At 49.2% G+C, this 21,113-nt stretch carries 24 protein-coding genes; all 24 read left to right on the forward strand.

The features are described 5' to 3' along the window. Window position 1: 1 nt before the first annotated feature. Window positions 2-904 carry a 50S ribosomal protein L11 methyltransferase gene (prmA, locus tag O6R05_RS02150; protein ID WP_271191898.1) on the forward strand — a complete coding sequence of 301 codons (903 nt, stop codon included), beginning with the start codon at window positions 2-4 and terminating at the stop codon, window positions 902-904. Then, a complete protein-coding gene (locus tag O6R05_RS02155) occupies window positions 897-1,604 on the forward strand; it encodes an RsmE family RNA methyltransferase (protein WP_271191899.1) in 708 nt (235 codons plus the stop codon). Before prmA ends, O6R05_RS02155 begins: the two co-directional genes overlap by 8 nt. Beyond that, window positions 1,601-2,881 carry a tRNA (N(6)-L-threonylcarbamoyladenosine(37)-C(2))-methylthiotransferase MtaB gene (gene mtaB / locus O6R05_RS02160; RefSeq protein ID WP_271191900.1) on the forward strand — a complete coding sequence of 427 codons (1,281 nt, stop codon included), beginning with the start codon at window positions 1,601-1,603 and terminating at the stop codon, window positions 2,879-2,881. The genes O6R05_RS02155 and mtaB overlap by 4 nt, the downstream gene beginning before the upstream one ends. A 9-nt stretch (window positions 2,882-2,890) precedes the next feature. Beyond that, window positions 2,891-3,226 carry a histidine triad nucleotide-binding protein gene (locus O6R05_RS02165; RefSeq protein WP_271191901.1) on the forward strand — a complete coding sequence of 112 codons (336 nt, stop codon included), beginning with the start codon at window positions 2,891-2,893 and terminating at the stop codon, window positions 3,224-3,226. A gap of 131 nt (window positions 3,227-3,357) precedes the next feature. After that, a complete protein-coding gene (gene rpsU / locus O6R05_RS02170; protein WP_271191902.1) occupies window positions 3,358-3,540 on the forward strand; it encodes a 30S ribosomal protein S21 in 183 nt (60 codons plus the stop codon). Window positions 3,541-3,548: 8 nt separating this feature from the next. Beyond that, the gene (locus O6R05_RS02175; protein WP_271191903.1) at window positions 3,549-3,995 is read left to right on the forward strand and encodes a GatB/YqeY domain-containing protein; all 447 of its coding nucleotides are present in this window, start codon (window positions 3,549-3,551) and stop codon (window positions 3,993-3,995) included. A gap of 42 nt (window positions 3,996-4,037) precedes the next feature. Then, entirely contained in the window at window positions 4,038-5,294 is a 1,257-nt protein-coding gene (locus tag O6R05_RS02180; protein ID WP_271191904.1) for an NfeD family protein, read from the forward strand. Further along, the gene (gene floA / locus O6R05_RS02185; RefSeq protein WP_271191905.1) at window positions 5,287-6,279 is read left to right on the forward strand and encodes a flotillin-like protein FloA; all 993 of its coding nucleotides are present in this window, start codon (window positions 5,287-5,289) and stop codon (window positions 6,277-6,279) included. Before O6R05_RS02180 ends, floA begins: the two co-directional genes overlap by 8 nt. Before the next feature lie 25 nt (window positions 6,280-6,304). Continuing rightward, a complete protein-coding gene (locus tag O6R05_RS02190; protein ID WP_271191906.1) occupies window positions 6,305-7,237 on the forward strand; it encodes a hypothetical protein in 933 nt (310 codons plus the stop codon). 71 nt (window positions 7,238-7,308) lie between these two features. Further along, the gene (locus O6R05_RS02195) at window positions 7,309-8,265 is read left to right on the forward strand and encodes a PhoH family protein (protein ID WP_271191907.1); all 957 of its coding nucleotides are present in this window, start codon (window positions 7,309-7,311) and stop codon (window positions 8,263-8,265) included. Beyond that, window positions 8,265-8,702, forward strand: coding sequence for an rRNA maturation RNase YbeY (gene ybeY / locus O6R05_RS02200; RefSeq protein ID WP_271191908.1), 438 nt, complete (start codon window positions 8,265-8,267; stop codon window positions 8,700-8,702). The genes O6R05_RS02195 and ybeY overlap by 1 nt, the downstream gene beginning before the upstream one ends. Continuing rightward, a complete protein-coding gene (locus O6R05_RS02205) occupies window positions 8,699-9,406 on the forward strand; it encodes a diacylglycerol kinase (RefSeq protein ID WP_271191909.1) in 708 nt (235 codons plus the stop codon). Before ybeY ends, O6R05_RS02205 begins: the two co-directional genes overlap by 4 nt. Next, the gene (cdd, locus tag O6R05_RS02210) at window positions 9,406-9,795 is read left to right on the forward strand and encodes a cytidine deaminase (protein WP_271191910.1); all 390 of its coding nucleotides are present in this window, start codon (window positions 9,406-9,408) and stop codon (window positions 9,793-9,795) included. The genes O6R05_RS02205 and cdd overlap by 1 nt, the downstream gene beginning before the upstream one ends. After that, the gene (gene era, locus O6R05_RS02215; protein ID WP_271191911.1) at window positions 9,788-10,678 is read left to right on the forward strand and encodes a GTPase Era; all 891 of its coding nucleotides are present in this window, start codon (window positions 9,788-9,790) and stop codon (window positions 10,676-10,678) included. The genes cdd and era overlap by 8 nt, the downstream gene beginning before the upstream one ends. Before the next feature lie 4 nt (window positions 10,679-10,682). Continuing rightward, window positions 10,683-11,315 (forward strand): DNA repair protein RecO, encoded by a 633-nt coding sequence (gene recO / locus O6R05_RS02220; RefSeq protein WP_271191912.1) that lies wholly within the window; start codon window positions 10,683-10,685, stop codon window positions 11,313-11,315. 11 nt (window positions 11,316-11,326) lie between these two features. Then, window positions 11,327-12,211: a glycine--tRNA ligase subunit alpha gene (locus O6R05_RS02225; protein WP_271191913.1), complete on the forward strand. Its 885-nt coding sequence runs from the start codon at window positions 11,327-11,329 to the stop codon at window positions 12,209-12,211. After that, window positions 12,204-14,276, forward strand: coding sequence for a glycine--tRNA ligase subunit beta (gene glyS / locus O6R05_RS02230; RefSeq protein ID WP_271191914.1), 2,073 nt, complete (start codon window positions 12,204-12,206; stop codon window positions 14,274-14,276). The genes O6R05_RS02225 and glyS overlap by 8 nt, the downstream gene beginning before the upstream one ends. Window positions 14,277-14,284: 8 nt before the next feature. Continuing rightward, window positions 14,285-14,905 carry a helix-turn-helix transcriptional regulator gene (locus tag O6R05_RS02235; RefSeq protein WP_271191915.1) on the forward strand — a complete coding sequence of 207 codons (621 nt, stop codon included), beginning with the start codon at window positions 14,285-14,287 and terminating at the stop codon, window positions 14,903-14,905. Window positions 14,906-14,913: 8 nt separating this feature from the next. Continuing rightward, window positions 14,914-15,732 (forward strand): pyruvate, water dikinase regulatory protein, encoded by an 819-nt coding sequence (locus O6R05_RS02240; protein WP_271191916.1) that lies wholly within the window; start codon window positions 14,914-14,916, stop codon window positions 15,730-15,732. A 35-nt stretch (window positions 15,733-15,767) separates the two neighbouring features. After that, complete coding sequence (locus tag O6R05_RS02245; protein ID WP_271191917.1) at window positions 15,768-16,796, forward strand: deoxyguanosinetriphosphate triphosphohydrolase; 1,029 nt, start codon at window positions 15,768-15,770, stop codon at window positions 16,794-16,796. Next, on the forward strand, window positions 16,780-18,600 hold the full coding sequence (dnaG, locus tag O6R05_RS02250) for a DNA primase (protein WP_271191918.1): 1,821 nt from the start codon (window positions 16,780-16,782) through the stop codon (window positions 18,598-18,600). The genes O6R05_RS02245 and dnaG overlap by 17 nt, the downstream gene beginning before the upstream one ends. Beyond that, window positions 18,584-19,687, forward strand: coding sequence for an RNA polymerase sigma factor RpoD (rpoD, locus tag O6R05_RS02255; RefSeq protein WP_271191919.1), 1,104 nt, complete (start codon window positions 18,584-18,586; stop codon window positions 19,685-19,687). The genes dnaG and rpoD overlap by 17 nt, the downstream gene beginning before the upstream one ends. After that, window positions 19,684-20,352, forward strand: a complete 669-nt coding sequence (locus O6R05_RS02260; protein ID WP_271191920.1) for a tRNA (adenine(22)-N(1))-methyltransferase — start codon at window positions 19,684-19,686, stop codon at window positions 20,350-20,352. The genes rpoD and O6R05_RS02260 overlap by 4 nt, the downstream gene beginning before the upstream one ends. After that, window positions 20,331-21,098: a Nif3-like dinuclear metal center hexameric protein gene (locus O6R05_RS02265; RefSeq protein ID WP_271191921.1), complete on the forward strand. Its 768-nt coding sequence runs from the start codon at window positions 20,331-20,333 to the stop codon at window positions 21,096-21,098. Before O6R05_RS02260 ends, O6R05_RS02265 begins: the two co-directional genes overlap by 22 nt. The last annotated feature ends 15 nt before the right edge of the window (window positions 21,099-21,113 follow it).

The raw sequence follows: 21,113 nt of genomic DNA on the forward strand, positions 1-21,113 counted from the left end.
CATGGTCTATATTGAACTCTTTTTAAAAACGACAGACGCTCATCGTGACGATGTTGTGACGACGTTGTATGACCACGACTGCTACATCTTTGAAGAGACCGGCTCGGAGATCATCGACGAGCTGGATCGCCAAAAGGATGCCTGGGACTTTGTGGATGAGTCGGTGCTTGCCGTTGAACCGGGATCTCGCACCTACAGGGTCTACTTTGAAGGTCATGACCGAGAGCGCGCACTGGCACTGCAGAGCGCCCTTGAAGAATTCGGCACCTGTGAGCTGACCACGACGGACGATGAGGATTGGGCGAACAACTGGAAGAAGTACTATGAGCCGGTGGAAGTGGGGGAAGATGTGGTTATTGTGCCGTCATGGCTCAGCTATGACGGGACGCACACCACCCGCGTCATTATTGAACCGGGAATGGCTTTCGGCACCGGCACTCACGAGACGACGTTTATGTGTCTGGAAGCTTTGGAGCGGTATGTGACAAAGGGAGACGAGGTTTTTGACATCGGATGCGGCTCGGGCATTCTCGGCGTCGCGGCGTTAAAGCTGGGAGCTGAGCACGTGGTGGCGGTGGATATTGATGCCGCCTGTGTCGTTCAGACTCATGAAAACGCCGAGCTCAATGAGGTGGCGGACCGGATGGCGATCCATCAAGGGGATCTTTTTGAGGTCATTGACGGGGAAGCGGATCTCATTGTGTCCAACATTATCGCCGAAGTGATCGCCGGCATGGTGGGGGACTTGAAACACCATCTAAAAGTTGGCGGCATCTTTATTACCTCCGGCATTATTGTCGAGAAACTGGATCTGGTCACTGAAGCGTTACAGGCGGAAGGCTTTGAGTTGTTGGATACCAAACGTCTCGGCGGCTGGGCCATGGTTGAGGCGCGTCGTGTATAGGTTCTTCGGCGACGTCGTGGACGGGGTGACGTCGATCCTCTCGGAGAAGGACTCTCATCACTTTAAGGTGCTGCGCATTCGCCCCATGGAAGTGGTGGACTGTGTTCGCTCGGACGGGGTCGTGGAAGCGGTCTTTCTTAAAGAGGACGACGGCAGAATCTATCTTAAAACGGTAGGTCAAAAAACGGCTTCTCACGAAGCGCCGGGAGAAGTTGTCCTCATTCAGGCGCTGATCAAAAACGATAAGATGGAACAGGTCATCAACAGCTGTGTCCAAGTGGGTGTGCACAGCATTTTGCCCCTTATCGCCGCGAATAACGTGGTGAAGCTTGAGGGAAAGGTGGACAAGAAGCTCAAACGCTGGCAGACGCTCGCGGAAGTTGCGGCGAAGCAGTCCAAGCGGGACACGATACCCGAGGTACTGGAGCCTGTTACGGTGGCGGACCTGAAAGCCTTTGACGGCGAGTTGGTGGTTTGCTATGAAAATGCGGCCGGCACGACGGCTTATGACCTTGAACTCGCCTCCCAACGCGTGGGCCTGGTCATCGGACCGGAGGGCGGTTTTACCGAGGGTGAAGTGGATCAGTTACAGGCCATGGGCGCTCACATCATCACCTTGGGGCCGCGCATTCTTCGGGCTGAGACGGCGGCACTTTGCGGCGCATTCCAGCTCATCAGTCTCTTAGAAAGGAAACTATGAAGACATTCTCCATAACCACCTTAGGGTGTAAAGTCAATCAATATGAATCGGAAGCGATGCGGGAGAACTTTGAGGATCACGGCTACATGGAAGTGGGGGACACCGATGCCGCCGACGTGTGCATCATCAACACCTGCACGGTGACCAACCTCTCGGATCGCAAGTCCCGTCAGATTATTCGACGGGCGAAACGGGACAATCCCGAGGCCGTCATTGCCGTGGTAGGCTGCTATGCCCAAACCTCGCCGGAGGAAGTGGCGGCGATGGAGGGTGTGGACATCGTTCTGGGGACAACGGAGCGAAGTGATATTGTTCGCCTGGTGGAACAGGTGTTGGAACACGGTGAGCAGATCAATTGTGTGCGGGACATCACCGAGGACGGCGAGTTTCAAAGTATTGCCATTTCCAAAGAACAGGATATGACCCGTGCTTACATGAAGGTGCAGGACGGATGCAACCGGTTTTGCACCTACTGTATTATCCCTTATGCTCGGGGACGGATTCGTTCCCGTACAGTGGACAATGCGGTGGCGGAAGCCAGGCGCCTTGCCGAAGCCGGCTATAAGGAAGTGGTGCTCACCGGGATCCACATCGGCTCTTACAACGACGATGGCAAGGATTTGGTGAGCCTTATCGAAGGTGTGGCGACGGTGGAGGGAATTGAGCGGATACGTCTTAGCTCCGTAGAACCGATGACCGTCACGGAGGACTTTCTTCGCCGCACTAAGGCCACGGGGAAATTTTGTGATCATTTCCACCTCTCCCTTCAAAGCGGCAACGACAAAGTCTTAAAAGAGATGAATCGTCACTATACCACAGCAGAGTATGCCCATGTCGTGGCGATGATTCGCCAGGTCTATCCCCACGCCGGCATCACCACGGATGTCATTGTAGGGTTTCCCGGTGAGACGGACGAGGAGTTTGACAGCACCTGCGACTTCGTCCGACAAATCGGCTTTTCCCGCATTCACGTCTTTAAGTATTCCATGCGCAATGGCACACCGGCGGCCAGGCGCACCGATCAAATCCATGGCCACATCAAGCAACAGCGTTCCAATCGGCTCATTGCCATCGGCGATGCGTTGGCGCGGGATTTTGCCTATGGACAGGGGGCGCTTGAGGCCCTCTTTGAAGAAGAGGTGGACGGGAAGTGGGTCGGCTATACGTCGAACTATCTAAAAGTTGCCGTCGCCGCCGACACGGACTTAAAAAACAAGGTAAAATCTGTTAAAATAGTAGGCGGAGACGACGAACCGTTTATTGCACAATTCGTATAAGGAGGGCTTATGTGTCTGTTTTGCGATATTATAAAAGGTGAGATACCGTCAAGTAAAGTCTACGAGGATGACTTCATCTATTGCTTTAAGGATATCGATCCTCAGGCACCGGTTCATTTTCTGGTGGTGCCTAAGGCGCATATCGGTTCCATTGACGAGTTAAAACCGGAACACAAGGAGCTCATCGGGCACATCTTTTTGACCATTCAAAAGCTTGCTGCCGAGATGGGTTTGGAAAACGGGTACCGTGTTGTGGCCAACACGAAAGAAGACGGCGGACAGAGCGTGGATCACTTGCATTTTCATGTTCTGGGCGGACGTTCGCTGACGTGGCCGCCGGGTTGATGGCCCTCATAGGGGTTCAGCAGGTTCTTTATCCCCGGACAAAAGTAAAATTTTATTGAAAAATCATCGTATATTATGTATAATAGTTAGGAATTAGCGAAAGCTACCTTTCTATGAGGGGAGGGGAAACCATGTCAGAAATCAGAGTCGGCGAAAACGAAACGTTAGACAACGCTCTTAAACGCTTTAAGAGACAATGTGCAACCAGCGGCGTTCTTAAGGAATACCGTAAGAGAGAACACTACGAAAAACCAAGCGTAAAGAGAAAGAAAAAGTCTGAAGAAGCGCGTAGAAAGAAGCGCTCCAGACACTGAGGTATAGTATGTCCTACAAAGAAACTTTGATGGCCGACTTAAAGCAGGCCATGAAAGATAAAGATAAGTTAGCAAAAGATACTATCACACTCATTCGAGCCAGTATAAAACAAAGAGAAGTCGATGAGCGCAAAGAGCTTAATGACGATGATATCCTCGATGTCATCAACAAAGAAGTGAAAGAACGTCGTTCATCCATCGAAGAGTTTGAACGTGGCAATCGACAGGATTTGGTTGACAAGACCAATGCTGAGATTGACATTCTGCTCAAATACTTACCAGAGCAACTTTCAGAAGACGACATTGCATCGATGATCAAAGATGTCATGGACAAAGAAGGTATTACATCCGCTAATGAAATGGGTAAACTAATGAAGAATGTTATGCCTATGGTTAAAGGAAAAGCTGACGGTAAGCTCGTTAGTAAAATTGCTGGACAAATGTTAAAAGCCTAGGGATAATCTCTAGGTATTTTTTTATTTTAAAGGGTGATTGATATGAAGAAGTTCGCATTGAGTTTGCTTTTGGTGCTCATCATGAGCACCGTGGTGCAGGCGAAGACGGTGGTTGTACCTGTTGAAGGAGACATCAACGGCGCTTTGGCCAATTTTGTGGACGAGGTGCTCTCAGGCCTTGGAGACGATGACACGGCAGTGCTTAAAGTGGACACCTACGGCGGTCAAATTGTCGCTGCGGAAGCCATCAAGGACAGTATCTTTGCAACACCGGCCCGCACCGTCGCCGTCGTGGACAATAAGGCCGAGTCTGCCGGCGTACTTATCACCATGGCGGCGGAAAAAGTCTACATGGTGCGAGGGAGCACCATGGGATCGGCAGAGCCTGTCCCCAACAGTGAAAAAATTCTCTCCTATTGGCGCAGCGTGTTAGAGGATACGGCGTCGCAGCGAGGCCGGGATCCCCAAGCGGTGGCGGCCATGGCGGATGCGGATATCAATATTCCCGGTGTCGTGGAAAAGGGCAAGCTGCTTAACGTGAATGGGGACAAGGCAAAAACTTTGGGACTTGCCGACGGTTATGTGGACAATTTTGACGCCGCTCTTGACAGTGAACATCTCCGGGCTGATGAGACGGCTCGTATGGACACGACGGATCGGTTTGTTAATTTCATCTCACAACAGACTGTGGCAAGTACGCTCCTTACTCTCGGCATACTGGCCTTTGTCGTGGAAATGTTTATGCCGGGTTTCGGAATCGGTGGCATTTTGAGTATTATTTTCTTTGCCCTGTATTTCACCGGCACGCTTATCACCGGCAATTCCAGTTGGCACGCCATTGCCATCTTTGCCCTGGGACTTATCCTCGTGGTGATTGAAGTCATGATGCCTGGGTTCGGCCTTGCCGGGGTCAGCGGCATTGTCGCCATTTTTACCGGACTCTTTTTAAGTATGCCGAGTGTGGAAGCGGCGGTGACCAGTCTGAGTATTGCTCTCGTACTGACTATACTCCTTGTGATTTTTATGGTGAAACGGGGTATGAAGTCTGTGCTGTTCAGTCGGCTGCAGCTCTCCCACGCCTCCACCAGAGAGGGTGGGTATCTGAGTGTGGACACGCCGTTGATTGCCATTGGTGACTGTGCCGTGACGAAAACGGTCATGCGTCCGACGGGGTATATTATTTTTAACGGTATGCAATATGAAGCTATTTCTGTAGACGGCTACATTGAAAAGAATGAAGCGGTTGAGGTGTATAAAGTGGAAGGCTCAAAAGTCTTCGTAAGGAGGTCCCATGTTTGACAGCGGTGTATTGTTAGGTGGCGGATTCATTATCCTGTGTATCGTTCTATTGATTTTGTTTTTTTCCTTTGTGCCGGTCGGTCTTTGGATTACGGCCTTTTTCTCAGGGGTTAAAGTCCGTATTTCCGATCTGATCGGGATGCGTTTACGCCGGGTTAAACCGGGTCGGATTGTCAATCCGATGATTAAGGCTACCAAAGCGGGTCTTGAACTTCGCACCGGTGAGCTGGAAGGTCATTATTTGGCCGGCGGTAATGTGAACACCCTGGTCGATGCGCTCATCGCTGCCGAGCGTGCAAATATCGACCTCACTTTTGAGCGGGGCGCCGCCATTGACCTTGCAGGCCGAAATGTTTTAGAAGCGGTTCAAGTTTCAGTTAATCCGAAAGTTATTGAAACTCCGAATATTTCCGCTGTAGCTCAAGACGGGATTGAAGTGATCGTCAAGGCGAAAGTGACGGTTCGCGCCAACATCGATCGTCTTGTCGGCGGTGCCGGGGAAGAGACGATCATCGCCCGTGTCGGGGAAGGTATTGTTACCACGGTAGGCTCTTCGGTCACCTATAAGGCCGTTCTTGAAAATCCGGATTCCATCTCCAAAGTGGTATTGGAAAAAGGGTTGGACTCCGGGACAGCCTTTGAAATTCTTTCCATTGATATTGCTGATGTGGATGTTGCCCGCAACATCGGCGCACGACTTCAAACCGATCAGGCTGAAGCCGACAAGCGGATTGCGGAAGCTAAAGCCTCGGAGCGTCGTGCGATGGCACTGGCTCGTGAACAGGAAATGAAGGCGGAAGTGGAAGCTATGAGAGCCAAAGTGGTGGAAGCTCAGGCGGATGTGCCTCTTGCCATGGCGGAAGCACTGCGTAACGGCAACCTGGGCGTATTGGATTACTACAAGATGGAAAACATCAACTCGGATACGGATATGCGCAAAGCTATTTCCAAAGTGTCGGATCCGGAGGGCGAGGACAAGAAGTAAGACGAAAAGGTAGAGGATGGATCGTATGAGTGATTATTCGAATATCATTATTGCCGTGGTGATGTGGGTTGCCATTTTATTTGTCAATGTGTCCCTGGACAAGAAAAAGAAAGCCAAGCAACAAGAGTATCAAAAGCTGGTGGACGAGATGGCGACGGAATCCAAACGGCATCGCCAGGCCATGGCCGAGGAAGAGAGGCGCATCCGTCTGGAACGGGATAAACTCAAGGAGGAAAAGGCCTACCTCCAAGCTATGGACAAAGAACGCTGGGGAAGTACCGGCGGCGCCGCACCTCTTGTGACAGAGGTGAAACGGTCGTCCATGAGTCAATCCGAGTACGCTGCACCGCATAAATTCGATGCACCGATGCCTACTGTGAAGACTGTGCCGACCCGTACCGCCGATGCCTTGAGACAAAAGAAGGAAGCTGTTCAGACAGCGGTAGCTTCAAAGACAACTGGGACGGGGAAGAGTTTTATGGAGGAGCTGCTCTATGAACTGAAAGCCGATCCGGAGACAAAAAAGGTCGGTGACGCTCTGGAAAAATGGGGCGGACATTTTTTCAAATCTCTGAGACCGCACCTCTCACCGAAAGATCAAGCCAAGCTTGATGAGAAACTTCGTCCGTCGAAGTCTGACGACGCCAAGCTCTTTGCCGAGTCCGAGGTAGCTACGGAAGACGTGAAGCTTTTCCCGGACGAACGGGAACGGTATGGCCATGTGAAGGAAGCGGCGCTTTTAAAGATCAAACGGGATCAGGCTGAACGAGAGGCATATGAACTCAAACGCGCTGCAGAACAAGGGGAAGAGGCCGCAGTATCACTTGTCACGGCTGCTGTAGGCACATCCGCCGTGACGGGACGAGGCGTGTTAAAAGGTCTGGATCCTCAGGGGATTCAATATGCCGTGGTGCTCAAAGAAATTTTAGACAAACCGTTAGCTATGAGGGAGAGATAATCTCCCTTTTTTATTGGCATTTTAGAAAAGCGGCTAATATGCTATAATAAAAGGTCACAGGAGGTATTCGATTGACGGAATTTACAGTTGATATTTCAAATTTAAACCCTGAAGAGCGCAGTGCTCTCGGGGGTAAGTTGGACGAGTACTACATTGCTATGGAGAAGGCTTTGAACGTGTCGGTGAAGCCGGAGGAACACTTTATTCGAGTCCGCGGTGAGAAGGCGGAGTTTGGTAAAATCCTTTTGGAGAATATGATTGAAATTATCCGGCGGCAAAAGAGCTTGGAGAAGAGCGATTTTGACTACGCCCTCTCTATGATTAAAGATGGCAACACGGAGTCCGTGGCGGGTTTGCTTTCAGAGACGGTGGTCTATACGGCCATGGGTAAACCCATTCGCCCGAAGACTATCGGACAGCGGGAATATCTGGACGCTATTAAGAATAATGATGTGTGTTTCGGCGTGGGGCCTGCCGGTACGGGGAAGACCTATCTGGCTATGGCCTGTGCAGTAAGGGCGTTTAAAAATCAGGAAGTAAACCGCATTATTCTCACACGCCCGGCTGTGGAAGCGGGAGAGAGCTTGGGATTTTTGCCCGGGGATTTGCAAATGAAAGTGGATCCCTACTTGCGTCCACTCTACGATGCCCTTTTCGAAATGCTCGGCGTGGAGAACTACAACAAGTATGTGGAAAAGAACATGATTGAGGTGGCACCTTTAGCCTATATGCGTGGACGCACACTGGACAGTGCCTTTGTCATTTTAGATGAAGCGCAAAACACGACCAATGAACAGATGAAGATGTTTCTCACACGGCTGGGCTACGGGTCCAAGGCGATCATCACCGGCGACATCACACAAACAGACCTTCCGAGCACCAAAAAGTCCGGTTTGAAAACCGTGCTTCGCATTTTAAAGAACGTAAACGGCGTGGGGATCAAGTACCTGAGCAATAAAGATATTGTGCGTCATCCGCTCGTACAGCGAATCTTAGCGGCGTATGATCGCTATGAAAAGAGGTCCTGATGGAACTGTATATTGATAACAGACAGGACGACGTCCCTATTACCGAAGAGCTGGAGCAGTTGGTTGCCCACGCCATTGAGACCGCTGTGGCTTACGAGGGCATTGAGGGCGATGTGGCAGTGAGTGTGTCCTTCGTAGGGGACGACGAAATTCGTGAACTGAACAGGGACTATCGCGGGGTCGACCGCACTACGGATGTATTGTCCTTTCCGCTGGAGCAGGAGTTTGATTTACCGATGGTCAATCTTGGCGATGTGGTGATCAACACACGCCGTGTCCTGGAACAGGCGGCGGAGCTGGGCCATTCCAACGCTCGGGAAGTCACCTATCTCACGGTGCATTCGGTTCTGCACCTTTTAGGCTATGATCATATGAATGAAGACGATAAAAGCGTCATGCGCAGGGAAGAGAAGGCTATTATGGAGCAACTGTTATGAAAAAAGGCGGATTTATTGCATCGTTTAACTATGCCGTTCAGGGGATTGTTTCAGCGCTAAAAACCGAGCGAAATTTAAAATTCCACTACCTTGCCGCGGTGGGAACTATTTTCTTTTCTCTTTTTATGGATTTTACACGCACGGAATTCATTGTCCTCGTCATGGCCATTATTTTCGTCGTGGTCTGTGAAATGTTTAACACAGCCATCGAACGCTGTGTGGACATGATCGTCCAGGACTACGATCCTATTGCCAAGTATGTGAAAGATGTGTCGGCAGGTGCGGTGATGCTTTCTGCGATAACGGCGGTCATTGTGGGGTATCTGCTCTTTTATCGCAAAGTGGCCGACTGGACGGAAAGCGGCATTGTACGTATTGTCAATTCCGACGTGCACCTGGCCTTTGTAGCTGTGCTTCTTGTGCTTATTCTCACTGTGGGCGGCAAGTATCTCAGAGCACAGATTAACGGGGGCACGTATTTTCAAGGCGGCGCCATCTCAGGACATTCGGCGCTCGCTTTTGCCGCCGCGACGATTATCGCCCTCATTACGGTGAATGCCTTGGTCACCTTTGCGGCGTTTCTCATTGCTCTTTTAGTTGCAGAGAGCCGCGTGGAAGGTAAAATTCACACCATTTGGGAAGTTATTTCAGGAGCCGTACTGGGGATCAGTGTCGCTCTTATCGTATTTAAGGTTGTGGGATAATGGAAGATAGAGAACTTATACAACGGGCACTGCGTGCTAAGGAAGAAAGCACCTATACACCCTACTCCGGTTACAAAGTGGGTGCGGCTGTGGAGATGGACGACGGAAGTGTGTACACCGGAGGCAATATCGAAATCGTCTCCTATTCGCCGACCTGCTGTGCAGAGCGCACCGCTATTTTCAAGGCGGTCTCAGAAGGTCACCGCAAGATTAAAACTGTTGTTGCAACCTCACTGCCGTGTGGTGTCTGTCGACAAGTCATTGCGGAATTCGGAGCTGACGCGCGCATTATCGTGGCGAAATCCGAAGATGACTATCAGGTGTACACGTTAGATGAGCTGTTGCCGCACCACTTTGCAACAGAGGAATTGGGGGACAAATATGTTTAAATCAGGCTTCATTACCATTATCGGCAGACCGAATGTGGGCAAGTCCACCTTGCTGAATACTGTGGTAGGACAAAAAATTGCGGGCGTTTCCGACAAGGCTCAAACGACGCGAAATAAAATCACCTTTATCTATACCGAGTCGGACTTTCAAGCTGTCTTTTTGGACACACCGGGCATTCAGGATCCGAAGAATAAGCTGGGCGATTACATGCTAAAGACCTCCAAAGATACGTTAAGTGAAGTGGATGTCATCACGTATATGGTGGACACTTCCAAGAGTCCGGGGCGCGTGGATAAAAATATTTTAAAGATGCTTACGGCATTAAACCATAAGACACCGGTTATTTTGCTTATCAATAAAATTGATACTATTGTGAAAGAAGAGCTTCTGGCTCTGATTGAAAACTATAGCGCCATGGATTTGTTTGATGAAATCATTCCCATCTCGGCGTTGGAGAACGACGGTGTGGCCCACTATCTGGATACCTTAAAGACCTACTTGCCTGAAGGACCTCAGTATTATCCCGAGGATTTGGTGACGGATCAGCCGGAGAAATTCGTGGTCTCGGAGCTCATTCGTGAAAAGGCACTGCGCTTTCTCTCGGAAGAGGTGCCTCACGGAGTGGCCGTTGCCATTGAATCCATGAAATGGCGGGAGGACAAGGCTATTTGTGATGTGGAAGCCACCATTTATGTGGAGCGGGATTCTCACAAAGCCATTGTCATCGGTAAAGGCGGAAAGATGCTCAAAAAAATAGGCACTGCCGCTCGCCGAGAGATTGAGCTACTCTTAGATATTCAAGTGAATTTGAGACTTTGGGTAAAAGTGGAAAAAAATTGGCGGGAAAAAGATCTGAAGCTCAAGAACTTTGGCTATGAATAATGTGATGACTGAAGCCATCGTGCTTTCAGAGACCAAGTTTCAGGATACAAGTAAGATTCTAAAACTCTATACTAAAGAAGCGGGTCTGGTCAGTGTGATGGCAAAGGGTGCCATGCGGCCGAGGTCCCGACTGATGAGCGTGTCTCAAAACCACGTGGTCTTGACGGCCAAGCTCACCGAGGGTCGCAATTTTTACTATATGGACCCGGTGAATATTGTCACGATGAACTACGGTTTGCGCAGTGATTACCGGAAGATGGTGCTTGCCGGGTTCCTGTCCGAACTGATCTTAAAGTCACAGTTGGAACGCCATCCCAGCGAACAGCTTTTTTTGATGTTAAAAAAAGCCTTGGGTCTGATGGCCGAAGGCGGGAATCCGGAAGTTCTCGCTTTGAGTTTCAGCATCAAATACATTACATTACTGGGGTATATGCCGCCGCTGCATGCCAATGCACCGCCTTTTCAAGCGGATCTTAGGGCGGCGGATATTGTCATGCTTAAAAATTTGTTATATACTTCTTTAGATATGGATCACGATATTGATCCCAACCGAGCGCTTGCACTGCTTTTGAGCGTCGTCACGTATATGAAATATCAACTCGACATCCCAACATTCAATTCTTTAACACTGTTATAGTAGGAGGAATCATGTACTTTCAGGAATTGATCCAAACGTTGCAAAACTATTGGCAAAAACAAGGCTGTATCCTTATGCAGCCCTATGATGTAGAAAAAGGGGCAGGGACTATGAACCCGCAGACCTTCCTTCGAGCTCTCGGGCCTGAAGAATGGCGGGTGTGTTATGTGGAGCCGTCCCGTCGTCCGGCGGACGGACGCTATGGAGAGAACCCCAATCGTCTCTTTCAGCACCATCAATTTCAAGTTATTTTAAAGCCGTCACCCTTTGATGTTCAGGATCTCTATCTCAACTCGTTAAAAGAGCTGGGGATCGATCCGCTAAAACACGACATCCGTTTTATTGAAGACAACTGGGAATCTCCGACACTTGGAGCCTGGGGACTCGGATGGGAAGTGTGGCTGGACGGCATGGAAGTCACTCAGTTCACCTACTTCCAACAAGTGGGCGGCATCAACTGCGAGTTGGAGTCGGCAGAGCTGACCTATGGTCTGGAACGCATTGCCATGTACCTGCAAGATGTCGATAATGTCTATGACATTCAGTGGAATGAGCATGTGAAATACGGCGATGTCTTTAAAAAAGCCGAGTTTGAGCAATCTAAGTACGCCTTTGAACTTGCGGATATCGACTTACTTAAAAATCTCTTTAACGTGTATGAAAAAGAATGTGAACGCATTGTGGCAGAACAACTGGCTCTGCCGGCCTATGACTACTGTCTCAAGTGTTCTCACACTTTTAATCTTTTAGACGCTCGCGGCGCGCTGTCCGTTTCCGAACGCACCGGTTATATCCATCGCGTGCGCAACCTGGCAAGACAAGTTGCCGGCATCTATTTGGAGCAACGTGAAGCGATGAACTACCCGTTGAAAAAGGGAGGTAACTCAGTTGAATAAGTATTTATTAGAAATCGGTGTGGAAGAACTTCCATCACGCTTTTGCGCCATGGCCATGAATCAGTTGGAGCAAAAGGCGACGAAGCTCTTAAAAGATTATGAGTTGGATTATGGTGAACTGAAAGTTTACGCCACCCCTCGCCGTCTGAGTCTCATCATTGAAGACATTGCCACCGCTCAAGCGGATGTGGACACGGAAGTCAAAGGGCCGGCACTTAAAATTTCTTTTGATGAGAATCATGCGCCGACCAAACCTCTTCAAGGTTTTATGAAGTCTCAAAATGTGACGGAGTCGGATATCTTTACCAAAGAGCTGAAGGGGACGGAGTATGTCTATGCGCGCATTCACAAGAAAGGTGCGACTCTGGATACCGTGATCGCGGAGAATATGGCAGAGCTTATCAAGTCTATCAACTTCCCTAAGAATATGCGCTGGGGCGGCAAAGCCATCAAGTTTGCCCGTCCGATCCGTTGGGTTGTCTCGATGCTCAATGATAAAGTCTTGCCATTTGACTTCGAAGGCATCAGTGTAGGCAACGTCACCTATGGCCATCGCTTCTTGGGCGGTCGTGTCGACATTGATCACGTGGACAACTATGAAGCACTTCTTGAGAAGAATTATGTCATCCTGGATCAGGATAAGCGTCGAGACAGCATCAAGTTTGATTCGTTAAAACTGGCCAAATCTGTGAATGGCGATATTCATGATGACGACGCCCTTTTGGAAGAGCTCACTTATATTGTAGAGTATCCAACGCCGCTTTTAGGCGAAATTAAAGAAAAGTATTTGAATCTGCCTAAAGAAGTCATCACCACGCCAATGCGGGATCACCTTCGCTATATTCCCGTCTACGATGTGAACGACGAGCTTCTGCCATACTTTATCACCGTGCGCAACGGCGGCAAAGATCATGCCGATGTCGTTATTGCCGGGAACTTGAAGGTGCTTGAAGCACGATTGGAAGATGCGGTATTTTTCTATGACGACGATATTTCCAAACCTTTGGAAAACTATACTGAGGCTCTTTCCGGGCTCATGTTCCACGAGAAATTGGGGACCATGGCGGATAAAACGGCACGCCTTGAAAAGCTGTCGATCAAAATTGCTGAAGAACTTCAGCTCGGCGATACCACACGGGAACATTTGGAACGTGCCGCGAACCTGGCCAAGGCAGACCTGACCACGAAGCTCGTGCAAGAGTTCACTGAGTTGCAAGGTGTGATGGGTGCCATTTATGCAGAAAAATCCGGCGAGCCGTCCATTGTCGCGCAAGCCATTGATGAACAGTACAAACCGCGCTTTTCGGGCGATGCCTTGCCGTCCTCTACGGTGGGTTCCGTCCTTGCCATTGCGGATAAACTGGACAGTATTACCGGTATGTTTGCCGTCGGACTCATTCCAACAGGCTCTCAGGATCCGTTTGCCTTACGGCGTCAAGCCATTGGGATTATCAATATCATCATGGAAAAGAAGTGGGCGCTGTCAATGGCGGAACTGATTGATACGGCTCTGTTCATCTATACAGATTCCTTGGGTCTTGTCTTTGACTACGACGCTGTCAAAACGGCTATCATTGACTTTTTCAAAGGTCGGATGAAGACTATGATGAACGACGAAGGTATCCGTTATGATATCATCGATGCCGTGATGGACACAGAGGGTTCCATCTATGATATCATCACGAAAGGTCGGGTTTTCACCGACTACTTTACTGATGAGCGCAAGACTTTTGTGGATTCTTTCACTCGGATTAAAAATATCACCACAAAAAATATGGCCGCAGCGACCTTTGATGATGCACTCTTAAAAGAACCGGAAGAAAAGGCACTCTATGAAGCTGTCACCGAGGTACTACCTGAGGTGGACGACGCTACGGAGGGTAAAAACTTCGCCGACGCACTGGACAAGCTCTCTCGGTTGGAAGGACCGATCACTGACTTCTTCGATCACGTTTTGGTATTGGATAAAGACGAAGTTCTCAAGAATAATCGCTTGGCGCTGTTGGAAAGTCTGGATCGCACCGTAAGCAAACTTCTGGATATCGGCAAGTTAGTCATAAGTTGAGGCGCGCCTTGGAGTTTACTGCAAGACAAAATGAAATAATCACCATGGTTCGAGCTTGTGAGCCCATAACCGGTGATGACATTGCACAAAAATTGGGACTATCCCGCTCCACCATTCGCAATGACTTGTCTTTGCTGGTCATGACTGAAGTCCTGGGAGCGCGTCCCAAAGTAGGCTATTATTATCGAAAGGCAAAGTCTGTGATGAGTCTTCAGACACTGGAGAACTTATCTGTTCGGGATATGATGAGTGTGCCCGTGGTCATGGATGAAGAGACCAGTATCTACGATGTCATTGTAGGGATCTTCATCGAAAATGTAAGCTCAGTGTTTATCAGTAAAGATGGATTTTTAAGCGGGGTAGTGTCTCGTAAGGATCTTCTGCGCGTGGCCATCGGTAAATTGGATTTGCAGACGACGCCCATCGGTATGTGTATGACACGCATGCCGAACCTGGTCACCATTGGCGGGGATGATTCTGTCCTCTTAGCTGCCCAGAAAATTAATGCACATAAAATTGACGCCCTGCCGGTTGTGGAAGTTACACCGGACGGGCTTAAAGTCATCGGCCGATTCACAAAGACTAACATCACACGGATCTTTGCGGACTTGGCTTCGGGAGAATTTTAGGAGGAAGTATGGATACACTATACGTCTATGTCATTTCCGATTCCATCGGTGAAACGGGAGAGCTTATCGCCAAGGCTAGCGTCAAACAGTTTGACACCGATGACTTTGAGATTAAGCGCTACCCCTACCACAATAGTATCGATCAAATTGAGCCTATTTTAGATGAGGCGGCAAAAGTTAAATCGCTGATTGTCTACACCAACGTGGTGGAAGAAACCAGAGCCTTTATTGAACAACGTGCTAAGGCTTTGAACCTTCACGTCGTGGATGTCATGGGTGCGCCGATGAAAGCGATTGAAGCGATATTGGGTTATGCACCACTTCGTGAACCGGGGCTGATTCGCCGGCTGGATGAAAATTATTTTAAGAAAGTGGAAGCGGTGGAGTTTGCCGTAAAATACGATGACGGCAAGGACCCTCGCGGTGCAAAAAAGGCGGATATCTGTCTGGTTGGCATTTCACGCACATCGAAAACTCCGTTGTCTATGTATCTGGCTAATAAGAATTTCAAAGTGGCGAATATTCCGCTCGTACCGGAAGTGCCGGTGCCTAAAGAGGTGTATGACAAGGATGTGCGTCGGGTTATCGGTCTTACCTGCGATCCTGCCAAACTTATCTCGATTCGCACCGAGCGCCTGAAGTCTCTCGGTCTTTCATCCGGCGCCAAATATGCCAATTTGGAACGAGTGCAGGAAGAACTTGACTACTCCAAAAAGGTAATGACGGAGTTGGGGTGTAAGGTCTTTGATGTGACCAACAGTGCCGTAGAAGAGACGGCGGAGCTGATTGTCGAGTATATGCGCGACACGTTTGAAGAACGGGACTAGTCTGTCGCGACGGATAAGAAAGGGGGAGGAAAGCCATGAATGCAAGAGAACGCCGAGAAGCTTTGGAACACACCATGTACTATACCACTGCCACCTTTGCTGACAGTTCCAAAGGGCGTCAGGTGGCGGAGACGCCATGTTCTATGCGCACCTGTTTTCAGCGGGACCGAGACCGTATTTTGCACTCCAAAGCTTTTCGCCGACTCAAACACAAAACTCAAGTATTCATTTCCCCCGGTGGCGATCACTTTCGCACGAGGCTGACACACACCCTGGAAGTCGCCCAGATTGCACGGACCATCGGGCGAAGTTTGGAACTGAATGAGGATCTGATCGAAGCCATGGCGCTTGGTCACGATTTAGGGCACACACCTTTCGGGCACAGCGGTGAGACGATATTAAATGAACTGCATCCCCAAGGCTTTCGTCACAATGCCCAGTCCCTCCGGGTGGTGGACTATTTGGAAGTGCGAAGTCGGGGGCGTCAAGGTCTGAATCTTACCGCAGAAGTTCGTGACGGTATTTTAAACCATTCCGGCGATGATACCGCCGCCACCTTGGAAGGTCAGATTATCAAGTATGCCGATCGCATTGCCTACATCAATCATGATATTGACGACGCCATTCGGGCAGGCATTGTTCTCGAGACATCGCTGCCGGAGCCGCTAACTGATGTCTTGGGACACTCCAGTTCCAAGCGTATCGATACCATGATAAGCGCCATTTACCGGGCGTCGTATCACAGGGATGAACTGGTTATGGAAAGGGATATCTATGAGGCGACCATGGCACTTCGTCAATTTATGTTTCAAAACGTGTATTACGACCCGACGGTGAAAGCTGAGAATCCGAAAATTTTCCATATTATCAAAGCCCTCTATCACTATTATCTCGATGACCTCAATAGGATTCCGGCTGAACATCACAAATTGTATTGTGCCATGGCACATACTGACGAGGACATTGTCACCGACTACATCGCCGGCATGACCGACGTCTATGTGGTGGAGGTGTATAAAAATCTCTTTATTCCAAGAGGGTGGGCAAATGAGCTTTATCATTGACGACAGCGTTCTGGACGAGATTCGTGAGCGCACAGATATTGTTCAGGTCATAGGTGATTATGTACAGTTGAAGAAGAGCGGCTCAAATTATATGGGTCTGTGTCCTTTTCACAACGAAAAAACCCCTTCGTTTTCGGTGTCACCGAATAAGGGGATTTTTAAATGTTTCGGGTGCGGTGAAGGCGGGGACGTGATCTCTTTCATTATGAAAAGGGAGCACCTGGAGTTTCGTGATGCGGTGAAGTTTTTGGCGGACAAGTACGGTATTGAGCTTCAAACGTATCACAGTCATGATGATAGTCTCAAACAGGACCGGGAGAGAGCATATAAGGCCTATCGTCAGGCAGCGATATTCTATATGCAAAACCTCACTCACAGTCGCGTGCCTTTGGACTATCTCATTCGCCGCGGCATCGATAAGAAGACTATTTTGCAATTTGGATTGGGTTATGCGTTAGACAGTTGGGACAGCTTGTACAATCACTTAAAAGGGGAGTACACCGACGACGAACTTCTTCGCTACAATTTGGTATCCAAATCCAAGCGCGGGACATGTATTGATCGCTTTCGCAATCGCGTGATGTTTCCCATTATCGATACTCGAGGACGCGTCATTGCCTTTGGCGGGCGTACACTCGGTCAGGACCACGCCAAGTATCTGAACTCATCCGATACGCCGATATTCAACAAAGGTGAACACCTTTATAATCTGCACCATCTGAAAGACGATGCCGGGGATAAGGCGGTGTTGGTTGAAGGGTATATGGATGTTATTTCTCTTAGTAAAAGTGGTATAAATTACTGTGTAGCAAGTCTCGGCACCTCGTTAACCGAGGCGCAGGCAAAGCTTTTGAAACGCTATAATAAATCTGTTTACATTTGCTATGATAGTGACAGCGCCGGTATTCGAGCCACACAGCGAGCCATTGACATTCTCATTGCCCAGGGCATTCGGCCGAAGGTGATTGAACTGCCTGAGGGTTTGGATCCGGACGACTTTGTCAAAGCCTATGGAAAGCTCAGTTTTGAGTTGGAAATGACTAAGGCAAAGACGTATATGGACTATAAAATTGAAACGATTAAAGCCAAGTTCAATCTGGATGCGGCAGACGGATTGGCCGGGTTTACCACGGAAGTGAGCGCGCTTATTTCTCGATTGAAAAATCCTATCGAGCGAGATGTCTACGCGACGAAAGTTGCGCAAACTTACGGTATTTCCAAAGCTTCAATAGAGTCCTATATGGTGCTGAGGGCCAAATCACAACTTGCTTCAACGAAAAGAAAAGCGGACAAAGAATTTGGACGGCGGGAGACCACGATGGTGGAAAAAGCCACACAATCAGCCACGTCATCGTCGTCACGAAGTCAGGTTGAACGGTTGCTACTTGCGTATGCTATGACACGGCGCAGTCGGTTTTTGTATGTCTTGGAAGTTTTTCCGACGTATGAACTCACAACACTTACAGTGCGTGACGCCTTTGAGACATTGCGTGACAAAGTGGATGCCTTTGACGGGGATGTTTTTTCCGAGGCATTTAAAGAGGCTTACCTGGAACCCCTTGCTCTTGATGTTGAAGACAGTGCATTGGATTTTGATCGGGCAGATGTCATCATAGACGAATTACTTATTAAATTGAAACAATATAAACTGGAAGAAAAACGGGATACGCTGCTACAACAAATTACATCCCTGGACGGACAAGAGGGGACTGAAGGTCACTTGAGCACGTTGCTTCAGGAACTGCAAGCTGTCAATCGTGAGCTATCTTCCCAGGCAGGAGGCTATTATGCAACAACCGAATGAACAACGTTCAAAAGAGAACATTGTAAAAAATTTGAGCCGAATTGGAAAAGCCAAGGGCAACTTAACCTATGATGAAATTGTTTCTGCACTGGAAGAAATTTCTCTGGAAAGTGACGAGATTGATGCCATCTACGCCGGGTTTGAAAACCAAGGTATCGACCTTTTGGATGACGATAAAATTGAAAAGGAAATTGCCCGGGAGTCCGACGAGGATGACGACGAGGGCAAAAAAGAAGATCTCTCCGTACCGAAAGGGGTCAGCGTGGACGATCCTGTGCGGATGTATCTTAAAGAAATCGGCAAGATTCCACTGCTCACCGCTGAAGAAGAAGTCGCTATAGCAAAGCGTATGGAAAATGGCGAGAATCTGGCGAAGAAGGAACTGGCGGAAGCCAACCTTCGCCTTGTGGTATCTATAGCGAAGCGCTATGTAGGCCGCGGTATGAGCTTTTTGGATTTAATCCAGGAGGGCAATCTCGGTCTTATGAAAGCCGTGGAAAAATTCGATTATACCAAAGGTTTTAAGTTTTCAACTTATGCCACATGGTGGATTCGTCAGGCCATTACTCGCGCCATTGCTGATCAGGCACGGACGATTCGTATTCCGGTCCATATGGTGGAAACCATCAATAAGCTGGTTCGGGTACAACGCCAATTGGTTCAAGAACTGGGACGTGATCCGGAACCGGAAGAAATTGCAGCTGAGATGGGCATCGATGTGGATAAGGTGCGCGAAATTCAAAAAATTGCCCAAGAGCCGGTATCCCTTGAGACGCCAATCGGGGAAGAAGAAGATTCCCATTTAGGAGACTTTATCCCCGATGAAGAAATTCTTTCGCCCTCAGATGCCGCCACGTTTACGCTGTTAAAAGAGCAGCTGGAAGATGTGTTGGAGACGCTGACCGACAGGGAAAAGAAAGTGCTCACGTTACGTTTTGGTTTGGACGATGGCAGAGCTCGTACGTTGGAAGAAGTGGGCAAGGAATTTGATGTCACCCGGGAGCGAATTCGTCAAATTGAAGCCAAGGCACTTCGTAAATTGCGTCATCCGAGCCGCAGCAAGAAATTAAAGGACTTTTTAGAATGAAACTGACACGACGATTGGACGCCATCACCGGCTGGATTGATCGGGAACGCGTCGCAGATATAGGCACTGACCACGGTTTAGTGCCTTTTTTTCTATGGGAGAAGGGATGCCCTAAAGTTATCGCCACCGACATCAGCGCACCGTCACTAAACAAAAGCCGTGAGCTCTGCCGCAATACCGACGTGGAGTTTCGATTGGGCAATGGTCTGCAGGTGCTCGTTGTGGACGAGGTGGATGCTGTGATTGTCGCAGGGATGGGCGGCATACTGATGGTTGAACTTTTGGAAGCGGCCAAAGAGGTGGTCAAAGCTTTGGATTTTCTCATTTTGCAGCCTATGCAGGCCTCGGAGCAGCTGCGAGCATATCTGTACAGCGCCTACCGGATTCTGGATGAAAAGATTGTCTATGAAGACGGACGCTACTTTGAGATGATGAAAGTAACCTACACCGGTGAACCCACAACAGTAGATGCCATTGACTATCTTTTGCCGAAGGTGGCACTGCTTCGCGGCGACGGCGACGCCTTGGCATTTTTGGATCACCTCATTGAAAAAAAACGCGGTATCGTCACGCAAATTGGCGATACAGATTCAGGTCGTGAACGCAAAGCGACACTGCAACACGAGATAGAAAGGTTGGAAGCATGGACACGGCAAAATTTATAGACTACATAGAAACCCTCGCGCCGCTGGATGGGCAGGAAGCTTGGGACAACTCCGGATGGCAAGTGATGACCAAGCGTGATATCAAGCGTGTGTTTCTCACCTTAGACCTCACGGATACCACTTTGGCTGAAGCGAAAGCATTTGGCGCAGATCTCATTCTTACCCATCACCCCTTTTTCTTCAGTGGTGTGACATCCATCGGCTATGACTATAAATCAAAGCTCATTCGAGAACTTCTGGCATCCGGCATCGGCCTCTACGCCTCGCACACAGCTTTGGATGTGGCGGCAGGCGGCGTCAATGACGTCCTTGCTTCCTATTTGGAACTCACGGATCTGGAACCTCTGATGATGACGGATAAGGACAAACCGTTAGGAGTAGTAGGGACAACGGATTGGTCACTGCTCAAGCTCTATCATACCTTGACGACACTGTCCGAAGATACGGTACAACTTTATGGCAAACTTCGGGACATTCACCGTGTCGCGCTGCTTGGCGGCGCAGGCGGCGGCGATATTAAGGCGGCCTTCGATGCCGGTGCCGATGTGTATATCACCTCCGATGTGAAACATCATGACGCTCAGGTGGCGTATGAGTTGGGGTTTATCCTCATCGCTCTGTCCCATAATGATTCAGAAAAATTAATTCTCACGGAACTGGCCCGTCGCTTTGAAGACGACTTAGGTCTTAACACCAAGATCAATGCTGAGAACGCCTTTGTCTTAAGACTGCCGAAGCGGCCGTAGCAGCATTGTCATACC

The sequence above is a fragment of the Peptoniphilus equinus genome, assembly GCF_027921445.1.
Classification (GTDB): domain Bacteria; phylum Bacillota; class Clostridia; order Tissierellales; family Peptoniphilaceae; genus Peptoniphilus; species Peptoniphilus equinus.